The organism is Candidatus Dadabacteria bacterium, assembly GCA_026705445.1.
Taxonomy (GTDB): Bacteria; Desulfobacterota_D; UBA1144; order Nemesobacterales; family Nemesobacteraceae; genus Nemesobacter.
In genome coordinates this window covers 40,155-60,629 of record JAPPAR010000019.1, presented here as the reverse complement: position 1 = coordinate 60,629, position 20,475 = coordinate 40,155, and the positions used below count along the sequence as shown (strand labels likewise).

Genomic DNA, 20,475 nt, shown 5'->3' with positions numbered 1-20,475 from the left:
TAAATACTAATTGCTGAATAGTGGCAAATCTTATCCGTATGGCATAATATCACGCTATTCAGAAGAAAGAACTAAACAGTACAAACTGATAAAAGAATAACTAAAACTAGTTACAAAAAATCTAGGAACAACAATCATATGATATGATATTGACAATTCTTTAGTTCTCAATAATAATTTTACAGTCATATGATTGTATTATATAACCATGTCAAAAAATGATGCTTTGGATATCGTCCGAAAAAAGATGCTTGAGTTGCTTGAAGCAGGGAAGTTCACTGACGCATGGTCAAAACAACAACCGGTGGACTGGAATCCAGGTAAAATCATGGATCCCTACTCCGACATCGGTTTGGAGTTTACTCATAGATCATGCTGGGATTTTATTGGACGACTCTTGCGAGACAAGCATCCAATTGAAGTTACCACTCTTGAGAAACCTCCCGGAGAAAAAGGATATGAGATGGTATTTGAAACTGAACCTGGGTATTCGGATATTTACATCAAATTACAGATTGGTAGAGACAAGTTGATAGGACGAAGTTTTCACTACAGTTACCGGTCGAAATAAATATCGTAAAAATAAGGAGCGGCGAAATGGACAAAAAAAGTAAAGTTGTTCCGCTTTCAAAAGAAAGCGCGACCTGTGTTGTTTGTGGATCTTCCAATGTGGAGACCAAACAGGTGGATGACAGTTTTGAATACGGAAGTGTTTTTCTGAATGCAACTATCACTGTTCATAGCTGTGCTGAATGCTCTTTTGAATTTACTGGAGAGGGAGCGGACAGCGCGAGACATGAATCTGTATGCCGCCACCTCGGGTTGTTAACCCCCGCAGAGGTGCGCAACATTCGAAAAGACATGTCTATGTCTAAAGCGGAATTAGCTCGCCAGACGGGAATCGGCGAAGCATCTCTTAGCAGATGGGAACGAGGCTACCTGCTTCAGAATACTGCCATGGACAACTTTCTTTATCTATTGAGTCTGCCTGGAAATCTTGAAGCTCTGCAAAAAAGGCATAGCGATTCGGGGCACATGGAACCTGAATCCGTTTTCCAATGCATTGGCATCACGAGCGCATTAAGGGAGCAGCAAGCAAAATTTAGTTTCTAAAAGACAACCTGAATGTATGTAGTAACGTTTTATTCGTTTAAAGGCGGAGTGGGAAGGTCCATGGCGATGATGAATACAGCATTCGCTCTGGTAGCCGAAGGGAAAAAAGTTCTGGCGGTGGATTTTGATCTGGAAGCCCCCGGGTTGGACACCTTTAACCTTCCTCAAATAACGAGTGACAAACAGGGTGTTGTTGACTTTGTACATGATTATACAAAGACCGGAGTCGCTCCCGAAGTTGAAAAATATGTCTTTAGCAGTCCCACCGAAGATTCTTCAGATGGGAAACTGTGGCTTATGCCAGCTGGCAATAGAAATGAAAAATACGCTGATCGTCTGAACTCCATTAACTGGAGAAAACTTTACAGTGAAAAAGACGGATACTTGTTACTTGAGGATCTAAAAGCCCAGTGGAAAAACCACCTGGGGCCGGACTATGTATTAATTGACTCCAGAACAGGACACACGGACGAAGGAGGTATTTGCACGCGCCAACTTCCTGACGCGGTAGTATGCCTATTTTTTCCGAACCGCCAAAATCTGATTGGGCTAACCCGTGTTGTCAACCGGATAAGAGAAGAGAGTCCCAAAGGAAAAAACAGCATAACTCTGCATTTCGTAACCTCAAATGTCCCTGATCTTGACGATGAGAACAGTATTCTGGAAGAAACTTTGTCAGACTTCAAATACAAGTTGCAATACAGGGAACTCGCTGCAACAATTCATCATTACCCTAGTCTCTCTTTGCTGAATCAAGACATTTTTACGCGTGACAGGCCCAAAAGTCGTCTCGCCGCTGAATATCGTCAACTTGTGACCACGATTCAAAAAAACAATTCAAAAGACAAAAAAGGTGCTTTGATGTTTCTAAGCGATGAGCTTGCACGACACGGCAAAACGCCATTTGAAAAGGAGCGAGAAGAACATCTTAAGAGAATTTTTGAGAATCACGGAGAAGACATTGATGTGCTAAAAAACCTTGTAGAGTTGAGATATAGACAAGGACAATTTGAGGAGACGGAAGTACTTTTAGACCGTGCACTAGATTCAGACCCCGAAAACTCGGATCTGTTGTTCCGTAAAGTCATGTTGTCAGAGAGACTCGGGCAACCCGGACAGGCAGTCGAGGACGCTTTGGCTGTAATCCAGCAGCCATACCTAGATAGATCCGAACTAAATAAAATCGTTCGGCTACTGGCCACCAACAAACCAGAGGACCTCAAGGAAATTGATACTTGGCCCGCAGTTAAGAATCTGAATGAATACGAATTGCTATCTTTAGCACGGTCGTTGAGCTTTGAGAGAACACTACTTCCTTCGGCCGAGTTGTTGATTCGTTCCGCTTCAGCAAAATCAAACAAAAATTCCCAGTGTGATACTGATCTTGTTTCAGAGCTTGAAACTGATCTTGTTTTGAATTTGATAGGCCAAGGAAGGTTTGGTGAAGCTGCTTATATGTGTAATAAACGCCTTGAAGAGGACGCTTCTGATCAACCCGCTTTATTTAATCTGGCTATGGCAACTTGGGGAGAAACCTTGCAGGTGCCAGTGGATATTTTTCAGTCCGTGCTTAATTTAGGAATGACCAAACCCGACGGCTCAGCGAATTACCCGCAGTGCATGAGTCTTGCCAATTGGGCTACTGGAAAATTCGTAGAGGCTGAAGAACTTCTAGTAGAAGCGAAACGCAGCACTGCTGTTGTTGAAATTTCTTGCTGGTCTTTTCTTTACCGCACACCTCCAATATTCCTTCAGGAACTAGACCAACAGGAAGAGATGTTTTCTGGTAAGAAAATTCTTCCCGAGGTAATTTCGAGCAAAAGCAGTGAATGACCGCGCAACATTCAAGCTTAAGCTCCTTGCAGTATCAAGCAACATCCTCGGGGGAGATTGTTTCAAATTCATCCTCGACTATATCGAGGATGCGACGGTTTTCGTCCGAAAGATCTGAGAGCGCCCCGAACCCGGCCATCCATGGAGGGTTCGCTCTGAATTCATAACGACGTATATGTTCCTCGTATTATGGGAGTCTCTCAAGTCACCTAGGATAGCAGCAACTCAATACGAGTTTCAGGAAGTCTCCTTCTTTCCGGCCATTCGCTCAAGGTAGACCGAGGCACCCATCTTTTCAAGTCGCGCTGCCTTTTTCCTTACTTCGGAAGAAAGCTTCTTTTTGTACTCTGCTACTGCGCGTGAAAGTTCCGGGTCGGCAACGGAAAGAATTTCAACGGCAAGGATGCCGGCGTTTTTCGCCCCGCCGAGGGCAACCGTGGCGACCGGGACGCCTGAAGGCATCTGCAGGATGGAAAGCACAGAGTCCCATCCATCAATCGAGTTTGAGGATTTTATCGGAACCCCTATGACCGGAAGGGGAGAAACGGAGGCCACCATTCCCGGAAGATGCGCCGCACCCCCTGCCCCGGCTATTATGACCTTAATTCCTCTTTTGTGAGCTTTTTTTGAAAAATCCACAAGCCGCTCCGGAGTTCTGTGGGCCGAGACTATGGTAACTTCATGTCCTACGCCGAATTGTTCCAGAACCTCAATCGCTTCTGCCATGACTGGAAGATCCGAGTCAGAGCCCATGATAACGCTTACTAAAGCAGGTTTCATGCTATCGCCCTCAGATTGCTCATTATGAATCTCGCTTTCTCAAGCGCGCCCGAAATATCATCGTCAAGCACGGTGACATGTCCCATTTTTCTGTAAGGCTTGGTAAGGGTCTTACCGTATATGTGGAACTTGGCTCCTTCAACGCCCATGCATCCACGAAGTCCCTCGTACCTTACCTCGCCCTCGAAACCCGGCTGCCCGAGAATGTTAATCATAACAGAAGGAGTTTTTATTTCAGTATCGCCCGGGGGAAGATCGAGAATCGATCTCAGACACTGCTCATACTGCGAGGTGCGAGCCGCGTCAATCGTGTGATGCCCGCTGTTATGCGGTCTCGGAGCGGATTCGTTTATAAGTATCTCGCCTTTTTTGGAAACAAACATCTCAACCGCAAGTATCCCGCACATGTCAAAAGACCTTATCGTGCGCTCGGCAAGTTCACATGCCTGAGCGGACATTGCGTTGTCAAGCTCGCAGGGACTTATCAGGAATTCAACTATGTTTGCATTGCTGTTAAACAGCATTTCTACCGGAGGAAAACATTTCGTTTCCCCGGTGGAATTACGCGAGACTATAACGGAAATCTCCTTTTCCACATCAACGAGGTCTTCAATGACCGATTCTCCTTCTAAAAGATCGTCGAGCTGTTCCTTTTTTCTAACGACATAAACTCCTCTTCCGTCATAACCCGTCCTTGAAAGTTTCTGGACGAAAGGAATTTTTATCTCACCGGACCCTACGGCCGCAACTATAGCCTCTTTCCCGGGAAAGACCGAAAAATCGGCTGTGGGGAGCCCCTTTGAAACATAGAACTCCTTCTGCTTCGCCTTGTCCTGTATGAGTTCAAGCGCGTGGGGTTCAGGCCTTATGATGACTCCTTCTTCCCGCAGCCGAAAAAGCGCCTGCAGGTTTACGTGCTCAATCTCTATTGTCAGGATGTCAACATTTCTGCCAAACTCGTAGACATCCTCGTAATTCCTGAAATCTCCATGGGTAAACCCGGTGCACACGGACGCCGTCGGACAATCGGCGGAAGGATCGAGCACATAGGTGCGGAGGTTCCAGTTGCTCGCAACCAGACAGAGCATTTTCCCGAGCTGACCGCCTCCGAGAATTCCCAGTTTTACATGTTCAAAATCCATGGCCATTATACGCCGGAAGCTACAAATCAATAATTGAGAGCAGTTCCATCGGAGTTTCTATAAGATGTTCGGCTCCGTTTTCACGAAGCTCGTCTCCCGTTCGGAAACCCCAGAGAACTCCCACCGGAAGCATACCCGCCCCAACTGCAGTAAGCATATCCACCCCCGAGTCTCCAAGATAAACCATCTGTGACGAGTCAATTCCGAGTTCCCTTGATATCCGCAGCGCTCCCGAGGGATCCGGTTTTCTCGGAATTTCATCCCTCTGCCCTATGACCACCTCGAAATTCCAGTCGGCAAGCAGATCCTCCACGTATTTTTCGGTAAACACGTGCGGCTTGTTGGTAAGAATCGCCTTTTTCAGACCTCTTTCGGAAAGCTCGTTCAGAAGATCCGGTATACCGTCATAAAGAGTGGTTTTTACGTTAAAGGCACGGCTGTAGATGCTGTTGAAATCGGTAAGGCATTTTTCAACGACAGCATCATTGTTTCTTTTGTTCTCGGGGAGGGCTCTTGACACCATAACCTTCGGACCCTTTCCTATAAAGTACTTGTAGCACCCGGTCGCGCGCGGCGGAAATCCGTTTATTCCGAGTGCCTGATTCACGGCATCAGCAAGATCCTCAAGAGAGTCAATCAGGGTTCCGTCAAGGTCAAATACAACTGCTCCGTAGCTCATAATCTTGGGGAATTATATCTTATGTAAGTCCTTGCTACAAAACGGACCGCGGTAGATGCGAAACTTCCGCAGTCTGTTAAAATTGAACTGCTTGAATTCACAAAAGGGTTACTCAAGTTCAAGGATCTTGGTATAAGCAATTGTCAATAACAGTAATCGGCGCAGGGCTCGCAGGGGTTGAAGCCGCAAATCAGATCTCAAAGTTTGGAGTAAGGGTAACTCTCTATGAAATGAGGCCGCGGAGGAAAACCGCCGCGCACAGAACTTCGGATCTCGCGGAGCTTGTGTGCAGTAATTCTCTCAAATCGGCATCCATGGAGAACGCCTCAGGAATACTTAAAGAGGAAATGAGGCGCCTCGGCTCACTCGTGATCGAGGCAGCCGAGGCCTCAAAGGTTCCCGCGGGAAAAGCTCTCGCGGTCGACAGGGAAATGTTCTCGGATTACATAACGCGGAAAATCCAGGGCAACGAACTTATAGACCTGAAAAGGGAAGAGGTAACGAAAATACCCGAAAACGGGACCGTGGTCGTGGCCACCGGTCCTCTTACCTCGGATGCACTTTGCGCGGAGATTTCCTCGCTCACGGAATCCGAATATCTTTACTTCTACGACGCCATCTCGCCGATAATCGACGCAGATACAATCGACCGCTCGAAAATTTTCCGGGGATCAAGATACGGCCACGGAGACTCTGAGGAGGGAGATTATCTCAACTGTCCGCTCTCTGAGGATCAGTACTACGAGCTTGTTGACGACCTGATCCGCGGAGAAAAAGTAGAGACCAGGGAATTTGAGAAAGCACTCTACTTCCAAAGCTGCATGCCGGTTGAGGTCATATGCGAGAGAGGAAGAGATACTCTTCGGTTCGGCCCCCTAAAACCCGTCGGCCTAATTGATCCGAGAACCGGGAAAACCCCCTTTGCAGTTCTGCAGCTAAGAACGGAGAACAGCGAGGAAACGATGTACAACATGGTGGGGTTTCAGACAAAGCTCAGATACCCTCAGCAAAGAACCGTTTTCAGGAAGATCCCGGGGCTTGAAAGGGCGGAGTTTCTAAGATACGGAAGCGTGCACAGAAACACGTACATAGATTCCCCGAGACTCCTTGAGAAAGACCTTTCCCTGAGTTCCCGTCCGGGCGTCTTTTTCGCCGGGCAGATCACGGGAGTTGAAGGATACGTCGAGTCCGCAGCAACCGGAATCGTCTGCGGAATAAGCGCCTCGAGAAAAGCGCTTGGGCTCGCACCTGCCCACGTCCCAAGGGAAACATCCATAGGTTCCCTGCTTGAGTACATCTCAACCCCAGAAAAAAGCGGATTTCAGCCGATGAACATAAACTTCGGGCTTTTCCCCAAGGTTGAGGGAAAAATGGGGAAAGAAAAAAAGCGTAGGATTATCGCTCAAAGAGCTATAGAAAGCATGAGTGCGTACGACCCTTTTTACCGGGTGTCCGCTTTTCGCTGAAACCATAGAGCTTGCCCTATAGCCCAGAAACAGGTAAGAATATGGGCTATAGGAGGTGTTTTTATAGCTCATGAAATGGGTATGGCAACATTCTAACTGGCCGGACTTCACATGGGATCGGTCTGTTCTGGCACCTTTCGAAGAGCGTTTCCTGCATGAGTCAGGTCGCAGGATCGGCGCTTGGCGCCAGCTCACCCATGAAGATCAGTCCGAACTGCGAGTTAAATGGCTGAGCGGCGAGGCGGTCGAAACATCCGCAATTGAAGGTGAGATTCTCGACCGGGAATCAGTGCAATCCTCCATCCGACGACGATTTGGATTAACCGCCAGCCGGAAAACCGCTTCACCCGAGGAAGAGGGAGTAGCTGAAATGATGGTAGGGCTCTACCATGAGTTTGACCGCCCGCTTGACCACGAAACGCTGTGGCGCTGGCACCGGATGCTTATGCGAGACCGTCCTCATCTGGAGGTTGTCGGCGGCTATCGTCGCCACCCCGAAGCTATGCAGGTCGTTTCCGGGCCGGATTATAACCCCAAGATTCACTATGAAGCACCACCTTCGGAGCGGATGACAGAGGAGATGGAACGTTTCATAGAGTGGTACGATCAGATTGCCTCAATCGGAAGCAGGATGTCCTCTCTGGCATGGGCCGGGACGACACATCTGTACTTTGTACGTATTCACCCCTTCGAGGACGGAAACGGTCGCATAGCCCGTGCTTTGGCGGAAAAAGCCCTCGCCCAGTCACTCGGCGAACCAAGTTTAATTGCGCTTTCCCGCACCATCGCCCGAAGGCGCAAGGGCTACTATGCTATTCTGGATGAGAGTGGCAGATCGCTTGATATCACCAACTGGCTTGTGTGGTTTGCGGATACAGTGCTTGACGCCCAGACCTGGAGCGAACGCAGTCTGATCCGGTCAATTCAGCAAACACGGTTATTCGATCGGCTCCATGGCTCGTTAAACCCGCGACAGGAAAAAGTCCTTCTACGGCTCTTCGATGCTGAACCGGATGGTTTTGAGGGCGGTCTCAGCGCACAAAATTATCAAAGAATAACTGGGGCAACGGCTTCGACGGCGACGCGCGATCTAGCTAATATGGTCGCCATGGGCGCACTAAACAGAACCGGGCAGCGACGCCACACACGGTACTGGCTCAAACTGCCTTCCTTTGAGGAATCGGACCGTTATAAAACAACTGGTCAACAAACAACCTCATAACAAGCATGCCCGCGGGTAAAGCCCTTACAAACGTGCCGGCATATTTGATTCTTCTATTTTAATGGTAGTATTTTGCCGGTCATGACATATCAGGAACTTATTTTGGCTCTTCAGGATTACTGGTCATCCAAGGGATGTCTGGTGGTCCAGCCCTACGACATAGAAAAAGGCGCCGGAACTTTTCACCCGGCCACATTCCTGCGCTGCCTCGGTCCCGAGCCTTGGCACGTGGCATATGTCGAACCTTCAAGGAGGCCGACCGACGGAAGATACGGAGATAATCCCAACAGGCTTCAGCACTACTATCAGTTCCAGGTGATAATAAAGCCTTCTCCCGATGATATCCAAGAACTTTTCCTCGACAGTCTGAAGTCATTCGGAATAAACCCGCTTGAGCACGATATAAGGTTCGTTGAGGATGACTGGGAATCCCCGACGCTCGGAGCGTGGGGACTTGGTTGGGAAGTTTGGCTTGACGGTATGGAAATAACCCAGTTCACATATTTTCAGCAGGCGGGCGGAATAGATCTTGATCCGATATCAGCCGAGATAACATACGGAACCGAAAGAATAGCAATGTACCTGCAGGAAGTCGAAAGCGTTTACGATCTTGAATGGACAAAGGGAATAACGTACGGAGAGATTCATCATCAGAGCGAAGTCCAGTTCTCAAAGTACAACTTCGAGGAATCCGATCCCGCGATGCTAAGCGACCTGTTTAACATGTACGAGCAGGAATGCAGATCACTTATCGAAAAGGAGCTCCCCCTCCCCGCTTACGAATACTGTCTTAAAAGTTCGCACACCTTCAACCTGCTTGACGCGAGAGGGGCAATTGGGGTAGCCGAGCGGGCCTCATACATAGCGAGGGTAAGGGCGCTTGCGAATCTGTGCGCAACTTCGTATCTGCAGACCAGAGAAAACCTGGGATTCCCCCTCCTGAAAAACAACCCATGGAAAAAGAACTGATACTTGAAATCGGAACGGAGGAAATACCTGCTCTCTTCCTTGAAAAAGCCCGGGAGGATCTGGGCAATATTCTAAGCGGAGAACTCCGCGACAAGGGTATTGAATTCGAGGAAATGGAAATCTTCTATACCCCGAGAAGGCTTTCGGCAAGGGTGAGCGGACTTGAGAGAAAGCAGAGAGACCGCACGACCGAGAACTTCGGGCCGCCCAAGCGCATAGCGTTTGACGAAGACGGAAAGCCCACCAAGGCCGCTGCGGGTTTCGCCAGGTCCCAGAAAGTCGATGTTGAGGAACTCGTTATCGCAAAAAGGGATAACGGGGAATTCCTCTGCGTAAGGAAAACGGTAAAAGGAAAAAAAACTTCATCCGTTCTAAAAGAGATTCTTCCGGGAGTGATCTCATCGGTCCCCTTCCGGAAATCAATGAGATGGGGCGACGGAAAACTGGCCTTCGCAAGACCTATAAGATGGATAGCGGCGCTCTACGATGGCAAGCCAGTAAAATTCAGCGTTGAGAACATCAAAAGTTCTGACCGAAGCTGCGGCCACAGGTTCACTTCCCCGAAACCGTTTCGAGTGACATCCTGGGGAAATTACCTGAAAACACTTGAGAAAAACAACGTAGTAGCGGACCCGGAGAAAAGAAAGAAAATCATAAGAAGGGACACAGAGGCGGCGGCCAAAAAGATAGGCGGAACCATAAAGGAAGATCCTGAACTGCTTGAAACCGTGGTGAACCTAGTGGAGCATCCGACGGTTCTGGTGGGAGAGTTCGAGGAAAAATACCTGCGGTTGCCCGAGGAAGTTCTTATAAGCGTGATGAAGAATCACCAGAAATATTTCCCCGTTTATTCTGAGAAGACCGGCAAGCTTCTTCCCTGTTTCATCTTTGTCTGCGGAACCCCGGTTAAGGATAAACAGGTAATTATAAGGGGAAACGAGCGGGTAATAAGGGCAAGACTTAACGACGCCGAATTCTTTTTCTCCGAAGATACAAAGAAAAGTTTAAGCGCCTACACAGAAGATCTTGAGAGCATGGTGTTTCTATCTGATATAGGAACTTACAGGGAAAAAGTCGAGCGTATGAGGATGCTTGCCGCCGATATTTTTGCCAGCCCCGATCTTGAAAGGGCCGCGGAACTCTCAAAGTCCGATCTCGCGACCCAGATGGTCTTTGAATTCGCCGAACTCCAGGGTGTCATGGGCAAGTATTACTCGCTTGCTTCCAAGGAGAAAAAAGCCGTCGCGAACGCGATCGAGGAACAATACATGCCGCTTATGAGAACCGGTGAACTCCCGCGAACGAAAACCGGAGCACTTCTAAGCATAGTGGACAAAACGGATAACATCTGCTCGTCCTTCATCGCGGATCTCGCGCCCACCGGGTCTTCCGATCCCTATGCACTGAGAAGACAGACCCTCGGAATAATAAGAATCGCCATAGAGAAGAAGCTTGATATTTCTCTCTCCACACTCCTTGAACGCGGCATAAGGCTCGTGCTCGATTCCATGGACGCGCAAAAAGCTCGTGACGGCAACCTGTCCGAAGAAGAACTTAAAGTGAACATTCTCGCGTTTTTCTCCGAGAGATTCCGCAACCTAATGACAGAGTCAGGTTACGAGAGAAATGTCGTCGAATCCGTAATCTCGGCAGGGTTTGACAATCCCCTTGACGCCTACCGCAGAATAAACGCACTTGGGAAATTCGCAAAACGAAAGGATTTTGAGGCCCTAGCCACAGGCTTTAAGAGGGTTTTCAACATAGCGAAAACCAGACCGTCTTCACCGCTTGACAAGAAGCTGTTTAAGCAAAAAGAGGAAAAGGATCTCCACAGAGCTTTTACCAAGACGCAGACAGCGGTTTTAAAGAAATTGGCCGATTCTGAAAAAGCCGCCGGGCAAAGCGATTACCTCAAAGCGCTTGAATCCATAAAAACACTCTCCGCACCAATAGATCGTTTCTTTGACGCGGTAATGGTCATGGACAAAAACAAGAAGATCAGAGACAACCGTCTGGCCTTACTCAATGAAATAAAAGATCTGTTTTTCATGATTGCCGATTTCTCGAAAATCTGACACGCAACCAACCATACGCTTATTAATCAATAAATGCCCGGTATCAGGGCCTTGCGGTGCGGTGGATAATCCTTGAAGGTTTCCACATACCACTGATGGTTGCTGCGCGCCCTGGGAGCGAGATTGGCGGAGGTAAACAGCAAGAAGGCCAGGCCGCTCAACGACCACGTTGCTAGTGCCCAGCCGACCCATTCGAGGATTTCGCCCATATAATTCGGGCACGAGACAAAGCGAAACCCGCCACCCTGGGGAACCACATAGCCGGTCCCGCCCGGCCTGCGTAGACGAATGAGGATATTGTCGGCGTGGAGGTTGAGAGCAATCCCGACTAGGAAAACCCCGACACCGATCAGGAAACGAGGGTCGGCAAGCCATCCAACGGTGTACTCGCCGAATTCGGAAATGAATCGGGCATTGATGTAGGCGTTAATCACATTGAAGAAAAAGCCCGACCCGACCACCAGCAACGGCGTCTTCCGCCCGCTTGCCCTGATCCGAAACGGGTAAATGAACGTCCGGTTCAGATAGTGGCACTGCCACATGACCAGAAAGAGCAGCGGCACGATGTGGAACGCAGACTTCCCGTTAAGATAGACGGCAAGGAAAACGACAACCGCCGGCAGTTCCATGATGATCCAGCCGAGCCTGCTGGAAATGTGCGGTCCCCAGCCCGCACCTGCGTAATGACGGCCATAGGGTGCGGTTTTACGAAGCAGATAAAAAAACGTCGGGACAGCCGCAGCAATGACTGCCCATACAATCACGCTGTGAAGTTGTTCCTCGGCCATCTCAACCATTCTCGCCGAGCATGCCCTGCCCGTCAAACCATCGATAGGGCCTCTCACCGAATCCGCCAAGGGACACGGCCTGAACCCAAGTTCCGCCTGCGCAGACGTAATATCGGTAAATTCAGAGTATCATCCTGAAAATACTTGAGAAGCAACAGTATTCGGGTATCATTTCCCTCATATGTTCGGACAATTCGGCATATGGGAATTAATCCTGATCCTGGCAATCCTGCTCATAATCTTTGGTCCGAGCAGGCTCGGGGATCTGGGATCTTCGCTCGGCAAGGGAATAAGCGGGTTCAGAAAATCCCTAAAAGACGACGACCCAGACAATAAGGAAGAAGGGCAAAGCGGCACCTGATCAGAAACCCTCTCCTCAATCCTTTATCTTCTCCGCAAGTTCCACAAGCACTCCGTTCGTTGACTTGGGATGTATAAAGGCAACTTTACAGTTGTAAGATCCGGGTCTCGCATGTTCATCGATCAGCCTGACACCTTCTTTTTCTAGGGCCCGGAGAGAAGACTCTATATCGTCCACAAGAAAACAGATGTGATGAACACCTTCCCCTCTTTTCTCCAGGAATTGCGAAATCGGAGAATTTTCGTCCAAAGGTTCGATAAGTTCTACCGCAGTGCCCTCTCCCGATTCGGGGCAAAGCATTGATGTTTTCACCCCATAGTTGACTACGTCCTCCCTGTGGACAACCCTAAGTCCGAGTAATTTGGAGTAAAGACCTTCAGCTTTCTCGATATCCTTTACGGCAATCGCTACATGATAAAGAAATCCGTTCTTGCTCAGCTCAGAACACTCCTTTCGGCTAACCCGAAGCCTCCTCTCTGGAAATGGCGTATTTCTCGAGAGGATCTTCAGCCGATTTGAACTTTATCTTTACCCCCCTCTCCCGCTGGATTATTCTCATGGATCTTCCTTCTATTTCTCTGAGCTTCGCTATGACCTTCTTGTTGGCCTGGACGACAAGAGGCCCTTCAGCACTCTGCCTTGTCCATTGATCAATATCCCTCAGTATCTCGTAACAGGTGGTGTATATCGATTTTATCCGTCCGCTCCCCTCGCAGGTATCGCAGGGTTCGGTCAGGTCGGAAAGTATACTTTCCCTGACCCTGCGTCTGGTAAGCTGGATTACGCTGAAAGACGATATTTCCTGGATCGTGGTCCTCGCCTTATCCTTTTTCATCTCATTCGTGAAAAGCGACTCTACCTTCTTTCTGGACCTAACAGACTGCATGTCTATGAAATCGATAACTATGATTCCGACCAGGTTACGAAGTCTTATCTGCCTCGCGGCTTCAACCGCGGCTTCTTCGTTCGTTTTCATTATTGTTTTCTTCTGAAACTCCTCTCCGACAAGTTTCCCGGAGTTAACGTCTATCACGGTAAGCCCCTCGGCCTCGTCTATGATCAGGTAGCCTCCCGACTTCATCCAGGCCTTTTTTCTGTACATTTTTTCGATCTGGCTCTCGATTCCGTATCTGTCGAATATGGGTTCTTCTTTATCGTACATATCGACTTTGAAGCCATCCTTGTTAATCTTGTCGGAAAAGTACTTGGTAATCCGGCCGTGGGCTTTGGGGGAATCAACGACAATTTTCTTAAGGCCGTTTCCCATCAGGTCCCTGATGACCCTGATACAGGTATCGGATTCTTCGTATATCGCGCCCGGGTTTTTCGATTCTTCATACTTTTTCTTTATCCTTCTCCACTTCCTCACAAGCGCTCTCATCTCGCTCTTGATGTCCTTCTCGTCCGCTTCCACGCACGCCGTTCTCACTATAAAACCCATGTCTTCGGGCTTATTCCGCATGATTTCGGAAAATCTTTTCCTGCTTTTTCTGTCGGTTATTTTGCGGGACAGGTTCACCGAGTCTGACCCGGGAAGCAGAACAAGATACTTGCCCGGTATGCCCACGTGAGAGGTAAGCTTGGGACCCTTGTTTCCGGTGGGTTCCTTTGTAACCTGAACCATAACCTCCTGACCCTGACGCAACACTTTCTGTATTGGCTGATGGTTTTTTCTGGAAGACTTTTTTGTCTCTTCCTCTTCAAGAAAAAGTTCGCTGAGCGATTCCTCATACACATCCTCTGCAGAGAGAAACCCGGATTTGCCGTCTCCCATGCCGACAAACGCGGCCTGCACTCCGGGGACTATCTTTTCGACTTTCCCCTTGTAGATGTTGCCCACCATTGAAGAACTGGATTTTCTTTCAATGAAAAGCTCGATCAGTCTGCTTTTCTCCAAGACCGCTATCCTCGTCTCGTTAAAAAGCGAGTTGATGATAAGTTGAGTATTCATAGGATGTTAAAATATAAACTAGTTATCTTGGTAAGTACAACCGTAAGAGGACGATGTGAAAAAATAAGCTTGCCTGCCGGTTGAAACCTCCGTTCAGCGTTTCGCCGAAACGAACCTCCACAGAGGACTGCTTGGGGTAGCAGGCGGTTCTTAGATATCTTCGTGGAAGTTAGAGGCTTTTTCTTCCAAGCTCGACGATTACATCAAAATGCTTCTTTTCAATCTGCATGACCGAAAGCCTGCTCTGCCTTACAAGAGAGATGCCCTCGAGTCTTTCGTCGTTCTTTATCTGCTTGAGAGATACTGGATTATCAAGCGTCTCCACGGGCTTCAGGTCAACCACGACCCATCTTTCGTCTTCCGTCGTGGGATCCTGGTAATATTCCCTTATGACCTCGGATATACCTACCACTTCAAGGCCCTTGTTGCTGTGGTAGAAAAGAACCTGATCTCCCTTTTTCATCCCCTTCAGGTTGTTTCTGGCCTGATAGTTTCTAACCCCATCCCAGTATGTCCAACCGTCGCGGAGAAGTTCCTCCCACGAATATTTAAACGGTTCGGATTTAACAAGCCAGTAGTTCACGATCTGAATTATAGCAAGCGGGGATTCGGATTCAACACAATGCCGTGAATTTAAATCGATATTTTTTCGAAATATCCTTATAATACCTTTCCCGCTTGTGTATTATTTCCGGTGTTCCAAGTTCAACGAGGTTTTAAATTGTTCATAATTCCCGCCATAGACTTAAAAAACGGAAACTGCGTGCGGCTTCTTAAGGGAGAAGAAGGCACCGAGACAGTGTTTTCAAACAGCCCTTCTGATACAGCGAGAAAATGGGAGCGGTGCAGAGCCGAGTGGATTCACGTCGTGGATCTTGACGGAGCATTTAAAGGGAATCCCAGAAATTTCGAGGCTGTAGAGGAGATAGTCCGCTCCGTCTCCTCAAACGTGCAGGTCGGAGGGGGGATAAGAAACATCGCCACCGTTGAGAGATACCTCGAAATCGGTATCAAGAGGGTGATAATAGGCACTTCGGCCTTTACCGACAGGGACTTTCTCGAGGATATCTGCAGGAGATTTCCCGGGAAAATAGCCGTCGGGGTAGATACGAAGGGAGGGAAAATAGCCCTGCGGGGATGGAAAGAAACTATAGACATGAACATCGCCCGGACGATGCTTGAATTCCGCGACATAGGAGTATCGCTCGTAATTCACACAAATGTTGACAGGGACGGAACCATGGAAGGAATAGACACGGCTTCGATAAGAAATTTTCTCTCCATGTCTCCCCTTCCGGTAATCGTTTCAGGCGGTATCGCGTCGCTTGCCGACCTGAGCAATATACAGTCCATCGCAGATGGCAATCTGTTCGGGGCGATACTCGGGAAATCCATCTACTCAGGTTCCATCGATCTTAAAGACAGCATACAAAGGTTTCAATAAATATGGTTTCAAAAAGAATAATTCCATGTCTTGACGTAAAGGACGGGAGGGTGGTAAAAGGAGTCCGCTTTGTTAACCTCAGGGACGCCGGAGACCCTGTTGAGGTAGCGAAAAAGTACAGCGAAGAGGGCGCTGACGAGATAACGTTTCTCGATATCACCGCCTCGCACGAAAACAGGAAAACCATGATAGACGTGGTCGAGCGGACTGCGAGCGAAGTCTTCGTTCCCCTGACCGTCGGAGGGGGGCTGAGAACTGTGGAAGACGTAAGGGAACTTCTGCTGGCCGGGGCGGACAAGGTTACGATCAACACGGCGGCCATAACAGATCCGGACTTCGTAAGACGGGCTTCTGACAGGTTCGGAAGTCAGTGCATAGTGGTAGCCATAGACGCGAGGAGAAGAGAAGGCGGCGGATGGGAGGTCTTCACCCACGGCGGACGCAACCCGACCGGAATAGACGCCGTTGAATGGGCCGCGAAGATGGAGGATTTCGGAGCCGGAGAAATCCTTCTTACGAGCATGGACAGGGACGGCACGGAGGACGGATACGATCTTGAGCTCACAAGAACCATCTCCGAGACCGTCGGCATTCCCGTCATAGCTTCTGGAGGTGCGGGACGGCTTGAACATCTGGTTGAAGCGGTGGAAGCGGGACGGGCGGACGCCGTTTTGTGCGCCTCGATCTTTCATTACGGCAAGTATTCAATAAACGAGGCGAAGCAGTTCCTGTCGGAGAAAGGGGTACTTGTAAGACTGGTGTAAAAAGAGGTTCAGGATATCTTGCTCATACGAAAACAGACCGAAGAAAACGAAAAAAAGCTGCTCAGTCAGATGGCGACTCTGAGCTGCGAATCCAAAGGAAGAGCGAACCCCGAGCGCGAATGCGACATAAGAACGTGCTTTCAGAGGGACCGGGACAGGATAATTCACTCCAAGGCCTTCAGAAGACTCAAGCATAAAACCCAGGTGTTCATCTCTCCGACCAACGATCATTACCGCACAAGGCTGACTCATGTAATAGAAGTCTCCCAGATAGCCAGAACCATATCGAAAGCACTTATGCTTAACGAAGATCTGACCGAGGCCATAGCACTCGGTCACGACCTAGGTCATACCCCCTTCGGCCATTCCGGGGAGGAAGGGCTGGATGAAGTGTTCCCCGGCGGGTTCAAGCATGTTCACCAGAGCATAAGGATCGTGGATGTGCTGGAACGCGACGGAGCGGGACTCAACCTGACGCATGAAGTCAGGGAGGGAATAGCTAAACATTCCAAGGGATGGGGAAAAGAGGGGATAGAGACCGAGGAGAACAGACCCCTTACCCTAGAAGGCCAGGTAACCAAGATCTCGGATCTTGTCGCTTACACGAATCATGATCTTGATGACGCAATCCGCTCGGGTATCATATCCCCCGGCGATGTTCCCGCAGAATATATCTCGATCCTCGGAGATACGGCTTCGCAAAGAATAAACACGATGGTAGTGGACATCGTTGAGCAGACCATCGAAAGAGACAGGATAAGAATTCTGATGAGCGAGGAAGTGTTTGAAGCACTCTTGGGACTCAGAACCTATCTCTACGAGAATGTCTATGTAAGCGAGCGACTGCTTTCGCTTCATAATAAATCCAAAAAAGTCGTTAAGGAGCTTTACTTGTATTTCTGCGAGAACGAGAAAATCTTCCGTGAGAGTTTCTGCAAGATGCCCGTACGGGAGGATGAAACGCTGCAAAGGGCGGTATGCGACTTCATAGCCGGGATGTCCGACCTTTACGCGCTTTCGCTTTACCAGAAGATATTTCTTCCTAGCAGATGGACAAAAGGCCAGGAAATACAGGACGCCTACCTATGAACGAAAAAAGGGGGACCGGTCATTGATAAATCTCGGAGCAGCGCCTTTTCTTAACATGCAACCGCTCATTTATCCTCTGGAAAAAGGGGTCACCGAGCACAGCTTTAATATAATGTATTTTGACCCTTTCCTTCTTTCCGACAATCTGTCTGAAGGAGTGATTGATGTCGCGCCCATTCCCTCGGTTGAATTTCTAAGAACCGATGACTACTACATTCTGCCCGACATTTCCATATCCTCCTTCGGAAAAGTCGACAGCGTCGTACTCAAGGCACGAAAAGAAATAACGAAAATAAAAAGCGTGTCGGTTGACAGCAGGTCCAAGAGCTCAACGGCCCTGCTCAGAATCGTACTGGAGCTCTTCCTCGGTCTTAAGCCCGAATACGTAAAAAGGGAACCCGTAAACGGTTTCCTCCAGGGAGTTGACGCCGGGATGCTTATCGGCAACGCGGGTCTTCAGGCCCGTCATCTCTCTGCAGAAAAATCCGCCTTCACGTACGACCTGGGGGAACTCTGGACGAGGGAAACATCCCTTCCCTTCGTATATGCTGTAATGGCGATCAAAAAAGGGGACGACGTTACAGCCAAGGGCTGTGAATGTCTTGTTTCAACGAGAGAACAAGGAGTGGAATTCATCCCGGAGATAGTGGATATCGAATCTCGGAAACTGGGTCTCAGCAAGGAGCATTGCACGACTTACCTTAAAGAGAGAATCAAGTATGACCTTGACGGCCCAAAGATTGAAGGACTCATCAAATATCGCGACCTTCTTTTCGAGCTTGGAGAAATAGAGAAGAAAAACGAAATCGATTTCTACGTAGACCCTTCGGAGACGAAATCCGGAAGGAGACAAGAATGGAAAAACGGACCATGAGACTGGGCCACAGCCCCGACGCTGACGACGCGTTCATGTTCTACGCAATAGCGAGCGGGAAGGTGGCTTCCGGACAGATAGATTTCGAGCACGTGATTGAAGACATACAGTCGCTCAATAAGAGAGCCATGAAAGGAGAACTCGAAGTAACGGCAATCTCCGCCCATGGATACCTGAGCGTGCAGGATCGCTACCGGATTCTCTCCTGCGGGGCCAGCATGGGAAAAGGGTACGGCCCCATAGTGGTTGCCAAGAAGAAAATTTCTGACCTCAGGGGAAAAGCCGTCGCGGTACCTGGAAAGCTTACTACCGCATACCTTCTTCTGAGTCTATATGCTGATGGTTTCATCCCAGTTGAAGTGCCCTTTGACAAGATCATGGACAAGGTACTCGAAGAAGAGGTAGACGCGGGTCTTCTTATACATGAAGGACAGCTTACCTACGAAGAGACGGGGCTTGATCTTTTGTTCGATCTTGGAGCGATGTGGGCCGAGGAAACCGATCTTCCGATGCCGCTTGGACTTAACGTGCTTCGAAGAGACATACCCCGGGGGCTTGATGCCGAAGTTCTTCGAGTACACAAAGAAAGCATAGAGTACGCCCTCTCGAACAAAAAAGAGGCTCTTGATTACGCGATGCGCTTTGGAAGGGGGATGAGCGAGGATACGGGAGAGAAATTCGTTTTAATGTACGTAAACGAGTGGACCAGAGACCTTGGCGAAAGTGGAACCGGGGCACTTGAGTATCTTTTTGAAAAAGCCCACACAAAGGGAATCATAGCCGAGAACCCAATGCTTGATATTCTCTGCGAGTAATTTTATTTCAACCGGCGGAGACAGCATTCGTTATCCGCCCTGGCCTTTTTTCTCCGAGATCACTTTTTCAACAAATCCGAGAAGAAACCCTATGAGACGGCGAAACTCATCTTCCCGTCTCCACGGCATCCTGAGCCTGTCGCTTATCTCAACCTGGATTGCGGGAACCGAAAACCGCTTCGCAGCGAACTTGGCCACGGTCATCTGCCTTGCGGCGGGAAATATATCGGCGCTTCCGGCCGTGATTCCATATTCCTCGGCAACAAGATAAAACTTGTCAAGAACATCAGGTGCCGAAAGAAGAAATTCCCTCTCGTCCCCCACGCCTGGAAACAGATCTTCGGACTTCTCGTTTCCGGTACCGTGTATGTCCACAACTAGATCTATTCTTCTCTCGGACAGAACTTTCTCAAGCACAGCCTTAAACCCGCAGTCGTCATAGTAATTTGGGTCTGTTCCCTGTTCCCTGTTCGCGTAAAGACAGTGGCAGCCGAGAACTAGATGCAACACGGCTCCCAGAGCGGCGGTGTAGAATTCATGACGCTTCAGTTTCCCCATTCTCGTGTGAGCGGTCGAGTGCGGACAGGTAACCAGAACCGGGACCGCGCCTTCAAGAAAAATGTTCTCTTCAGAGCGACCGTCGGGTTTCATCCTGTAATACTGTTTTTGGATATTCTCAAAGCTGATGGCAAAAGAGAAGGGATCCTCTCCGCAGAGGGCGGGGTCCGAGAACCAGTTGCCGCTTTTTATTATGTCCTCATCGCCAATCTGCCTTCTGAGTTCCGGGCCGGGTTCATATACATAAAAAGACTCTTCTTCCAAGCGGATAACTGATCTTGAAAAAAGCTTTTCATCCACGCCTTCGAGGCGGTCCACACTCCCGATAAAGAGTTCGGAATCCGAGGGAAGCTCATAAAGCTCTCCCCAGACAGCAAGCGGGGAAGTCTCATCAAACACGGCCACCGGATAACCAAAAGGCGTACGGTAAAGAATCCCGGGAACTTTCATCATCCTGAGCAGTCTGCATCGCTCAAGATGCCCGCTTCTTATCCCGCCCTTTCGCAGGGTTCCATAAACGAAAAGCTTTTCGGGCTTTGATTCGGTCATCGC

Annotated in this window: 21 protein-coding genes; 13 read left to right on the top strand and 8 right to left on the bottom strand. The window is 49.0% G+C overall.

The annotated features are described in order from the left end of the window. Positions 1–208: 208 nt before the first annotated feature. Genes OXG75_04095 through OXG75_04085 form a run of 3 tightly spaced genes read left to right on the top strand, consistent with a single transcriptional unit; the run spans position 209 to position 2,946 of the window. On the top strand, positions 209–571 hold the full coding sequence (locus OXG75_04095) for a hypothetical protein (GenBank protein MCY3625165.1): 363 nt from the start codon (positions 209–211) through the stop codon (positions 569–571). A 26-nt stretch (positions 572–597) separates the two neighbouring features. Next, positions 598–1,113 carry a type II toxin-antitoxin system MqsA family antitoxin gene (locus OXG75_04090; protein MCY3625164.1) on the top strand — a complete coding sequence of 172 codons (516 nt, stop codon included), beginning with the start codon at positions 598–600 and terminating at the stop codon, positions 1,111–1,113. Positions 1,114–1,125: 12 nt separating this feature from the next. Beyond that, positions 1,126–2,946, top strand: a complete 1,821-nt coding sequence (locus tag OXG75_04085; protein MCY3625163.1) for an AAA family ATPase — start codon at positions 1,126–1,128, stop codon at positions 2,944–2,946. A gap of 237 nt (positions 2,947–3,183) precedes the next feature. On the opposite strand, the gene purE is transcribed toward OXG75_04085, so the two are convergent. Genes purE through OXG75_04070 form a run of 3 tightly spaced genes read right to left on the bottom strand, consistent with a single transcriptional unit; the run spans position 3,184 to position 5,547 of the window. After that, positions 3,184–3,726, bottom strand: coding sequence for a 5-(carboxyamino)imidazole ribonucleotide mutase (purE, locus tag OXG75_04080; protein MCY3625162.1), 543 nt, complete (start codon positions 3,724–3,726; stop codon positions 3,184–3,186). Continuing rightward, complete coding sequence (locus tag OXG75_04075; protein ID MCY3625161.1) at positions 3,723–4,868, bottom strand: 5-(carboxyamino)imidazole ribonucleotide synthase; 1,146 nt, start codon at positions 4,866–4,868, stop codon at positions 3,723–3,725. The genes purE and OXG75_04075 overlap by 4 nt, the downstream gene beginning before the upstream one ends. Before the next feature lie 19 nt (positions 4,869–4,887). After that, a complete protein-coding gene (locus OXG75_04070) occupies positions 4,888–5,547 on the bottom strand; it encodes an HAD family hydrolase (GenBank protein MCY3625160.1) in 660 nt (219 codons plus the stop codon). 140 nt (positions 5,548–5,687) lie between these two features. Between OXG75_04070 and trmFO the strand changes: the two genes are divergently transcribed. The 4 genes from trmFO (at position 5,688) to glyS (ending at position 11,279) form a co-directional block, all read left to right on the top strand. After that, positions 5,688–7,013 (top strand): methylenetetrahydrofolate--tRNA-(uracil(54)-C(5))-methyltransferase (FADH(2)-oxidizing) TrmFO, encoded by a 1,326-nt coding sequence (trmFO, locus tag OXG75_04065; GenBank protein ID MCY3625159.1) that lies wholly within the window; start codon positions 5,688–5,690, stop codon positions 7,011–7,013. A 70-nt stretch (positions 7,014–7,083) separates the two neighbouring features. After that, positions 7,084–8,235, top strand: a complete 1,152-nt coding sequence (locus OXG75_04060) for a Fic family protein (protein MCY3625158.1) — start codon at positions 7,084–7,086, stop codon at positions 8,233–8,235. An 81-nt stretch (positions 8,236–8,316) separates the two neighbouring features. After that, positions 8,317–9,204: a glycine--tRNA ligase subunit alpha gene (gene glyQ / locus OXG75_04055; GenBank protein ID MCY3625157.1), complete on the top strand. Its 888-nt coding sequence runs from the start codon at positions 8,317–8,319 to the stop codon at positions 9,202–9,204. Beyond that, entirely contained in the window at positions 9,189–11,279 is a 2,091-nt protein-coding gene (gene glyS / locus OXG75_04050) for a glycine--tRNA ligase subunit beta (GenBank protein MCY3625156.1), read from the top strand. Before glyQ ends, glyS begins: the two co-directional genes overlap by 16 nt. A gap of 26 nt (positions 11,280–11,305) precedes the next feature. On the opposite strand, the gene OXG75_04045 is transcribed toward glyS, so the two are convergent. Continuing rightward, entirely contained in the window at positions 11,306–12,076 is a 771-nt protein-coding gene (locus tag OXG75_04045) for a DUF1295 domain-containing protein (protein ID MCY3625155.1), read from the bottom strand. A gap of 172 nt (positions 12,077–12,248) precedes the next feature. Here OXG75_04045 and OXG75_04040 point away from each other — a divergent pair, with 172 nt between their 5' ends. Further along, complete coding sequence (locus tag OXG75_04040) at positions 12,249–12,428, top strand: twin-arginine translocase TatA/TatE family subunit (protein ID MCY3625154.1); 180 nt, start codon at positions 12,249–12,251, stop codon at positions 12,426–12,428. Positions 12,429–12,443: 15 nt separating this feature from the next. On the opposite strand, the gene mce is transcribed toward OXG75_04040, so the two are convergent. The 3 genes from mce to OXG75_04025 all read right to left on the bottom strand — a co-directional run bounded on the left by mce (position 12,444) and on the right by OXG75_04025 (position 14,962). Continuing rightward, positions 12,444–12,833 carry a methylmalonyl-CoA epimerase gene (mce, locus tag OXG75_04035; GenBank protein ID MCY3625153.1) on the bottom strand — a complete coding sequence of 130 codons (390 nt, stop codon included), beginning with the start codon at positions 12,831–12,833 and terminating at the stop codon, positions 12,444–12,446. A gap of 52 nt (positions 12,834–12,885) precedes the next feature. Then, positions 12,886–14,379, bottom strand: a complete 1,494-nt coding sequence (locus OXG75_04030) for an Rne/Rng family ribonuclease (protein ID MCY3625152.1) — start codon at positions 14,377–14,379, stop codon at positions 12,886–12,888. Positions 14,380–14,548: 169 nt separating this feature from the next. Beyond that, a complete protein-coding gene (locus OXG75_04025) occupies positions 14,549–14,962 on the bottom strand; it encodes an EVE domain-containing protein (protein MCY3625151.1) in 414 nt (137 codons plus the stop codon). A 138-nt stretch (positions 14,963–15,100) separates the two neighbouring features. On the opposite strand from OXG75_04025, the gene hisA reads away from it, so the two are divergent. Genes hisA through OXG75_04000 form a run of 5 tightly spaced genes read left to right on the top strand, consistent with a single transcriptional unit; the run spans position 15,101 to position 19,365 of the window. Beyond that, on the top strand, positions 15,101–15,823 hold the full coding sequence (gene hisA / locus OXG75_04020) for a 1-(5-phosphoribosyl)-5-[(5-phosphoribosylamino)methylideneamino]imidazole-4-carboxamide isomerase (protein ID MCY3625150.1): 723 nt from the start codon (positions 15,101–15,103) through the stop codon (positions 15,821–15,823). A 2-nt stretch (positions 15,824–15,825) separates the two neighbouring features. Next, complete coding sequence (gene hisF, locus OXG75_04015; protein ID MCY3625149.1) at positions 15,826–16,587, top strand: imidazole glycerol phosphate synthase subunit HisF; 762 nt, start codon at positions 15,826–15,828, stop codon at positions 16,585–16,587. Between the two features lie 18 nt (positions 16,588–16,605). Continuing rightward, on the top strand, positions 16,606–17,676 hold the full coding sequence (locus OXG75_04010) for a deoxyguanosinetriphosphate triphosphohydrolase (GenBank protein MCY3625148.1): 1,071 nt from the start codon (positions 16,606–16,608) through the stop codon (positions 17,674–17,676). 22 nt (positions 17,677–17,698) lie between these two features. Continuing rightward, positions 17,699–18,550 carry a menaquinone biosynthesis protein gene (locus OXG75_04005; GenBank protein ID MCY3625147.1) on the top strand — a complete coding sequence of 284 codons (852 nt, stop codon included), beginning with the start codon at positions 17,699–17,701 and terminating at the stop codon, positions 18,548–18,550. Further along, positions 18,532–19,365 (top strand): ABC transporter substrate-binding protein, encoded by an 834-nt coding sequence (locus tag OXG75_04000; GenBank protein ID MCY3625146.1) that lies wholly within the window; start codon positions 18,532–18,534, stop codon positions 19,363–19,365. The genes OXG75_04005 and OXG75_04000 overlap by 19 nt, the downstream gene beginning before the upstream one ends. Positions 19,366–19,395: 30 nt before the next feature. Here OXG75_04000 and OXG75_03995 read toward each other — a convergent pair whose 3' ends face one another. Next, the gene (locus OXG75_03995) at positions 19,396–20,472 is read right to left on the bottom strand and encodes a gamma-glutamylcyclotransferase (GenBank protein MCY3625145.1); all 1,077 of its coding nucleotides are present in this window, start codon (positions 20,470–20,472) and stop codon (positions 19,396–19,398) included. Positions 20,473–20,475: the final 3 nt, after the last annotated feature.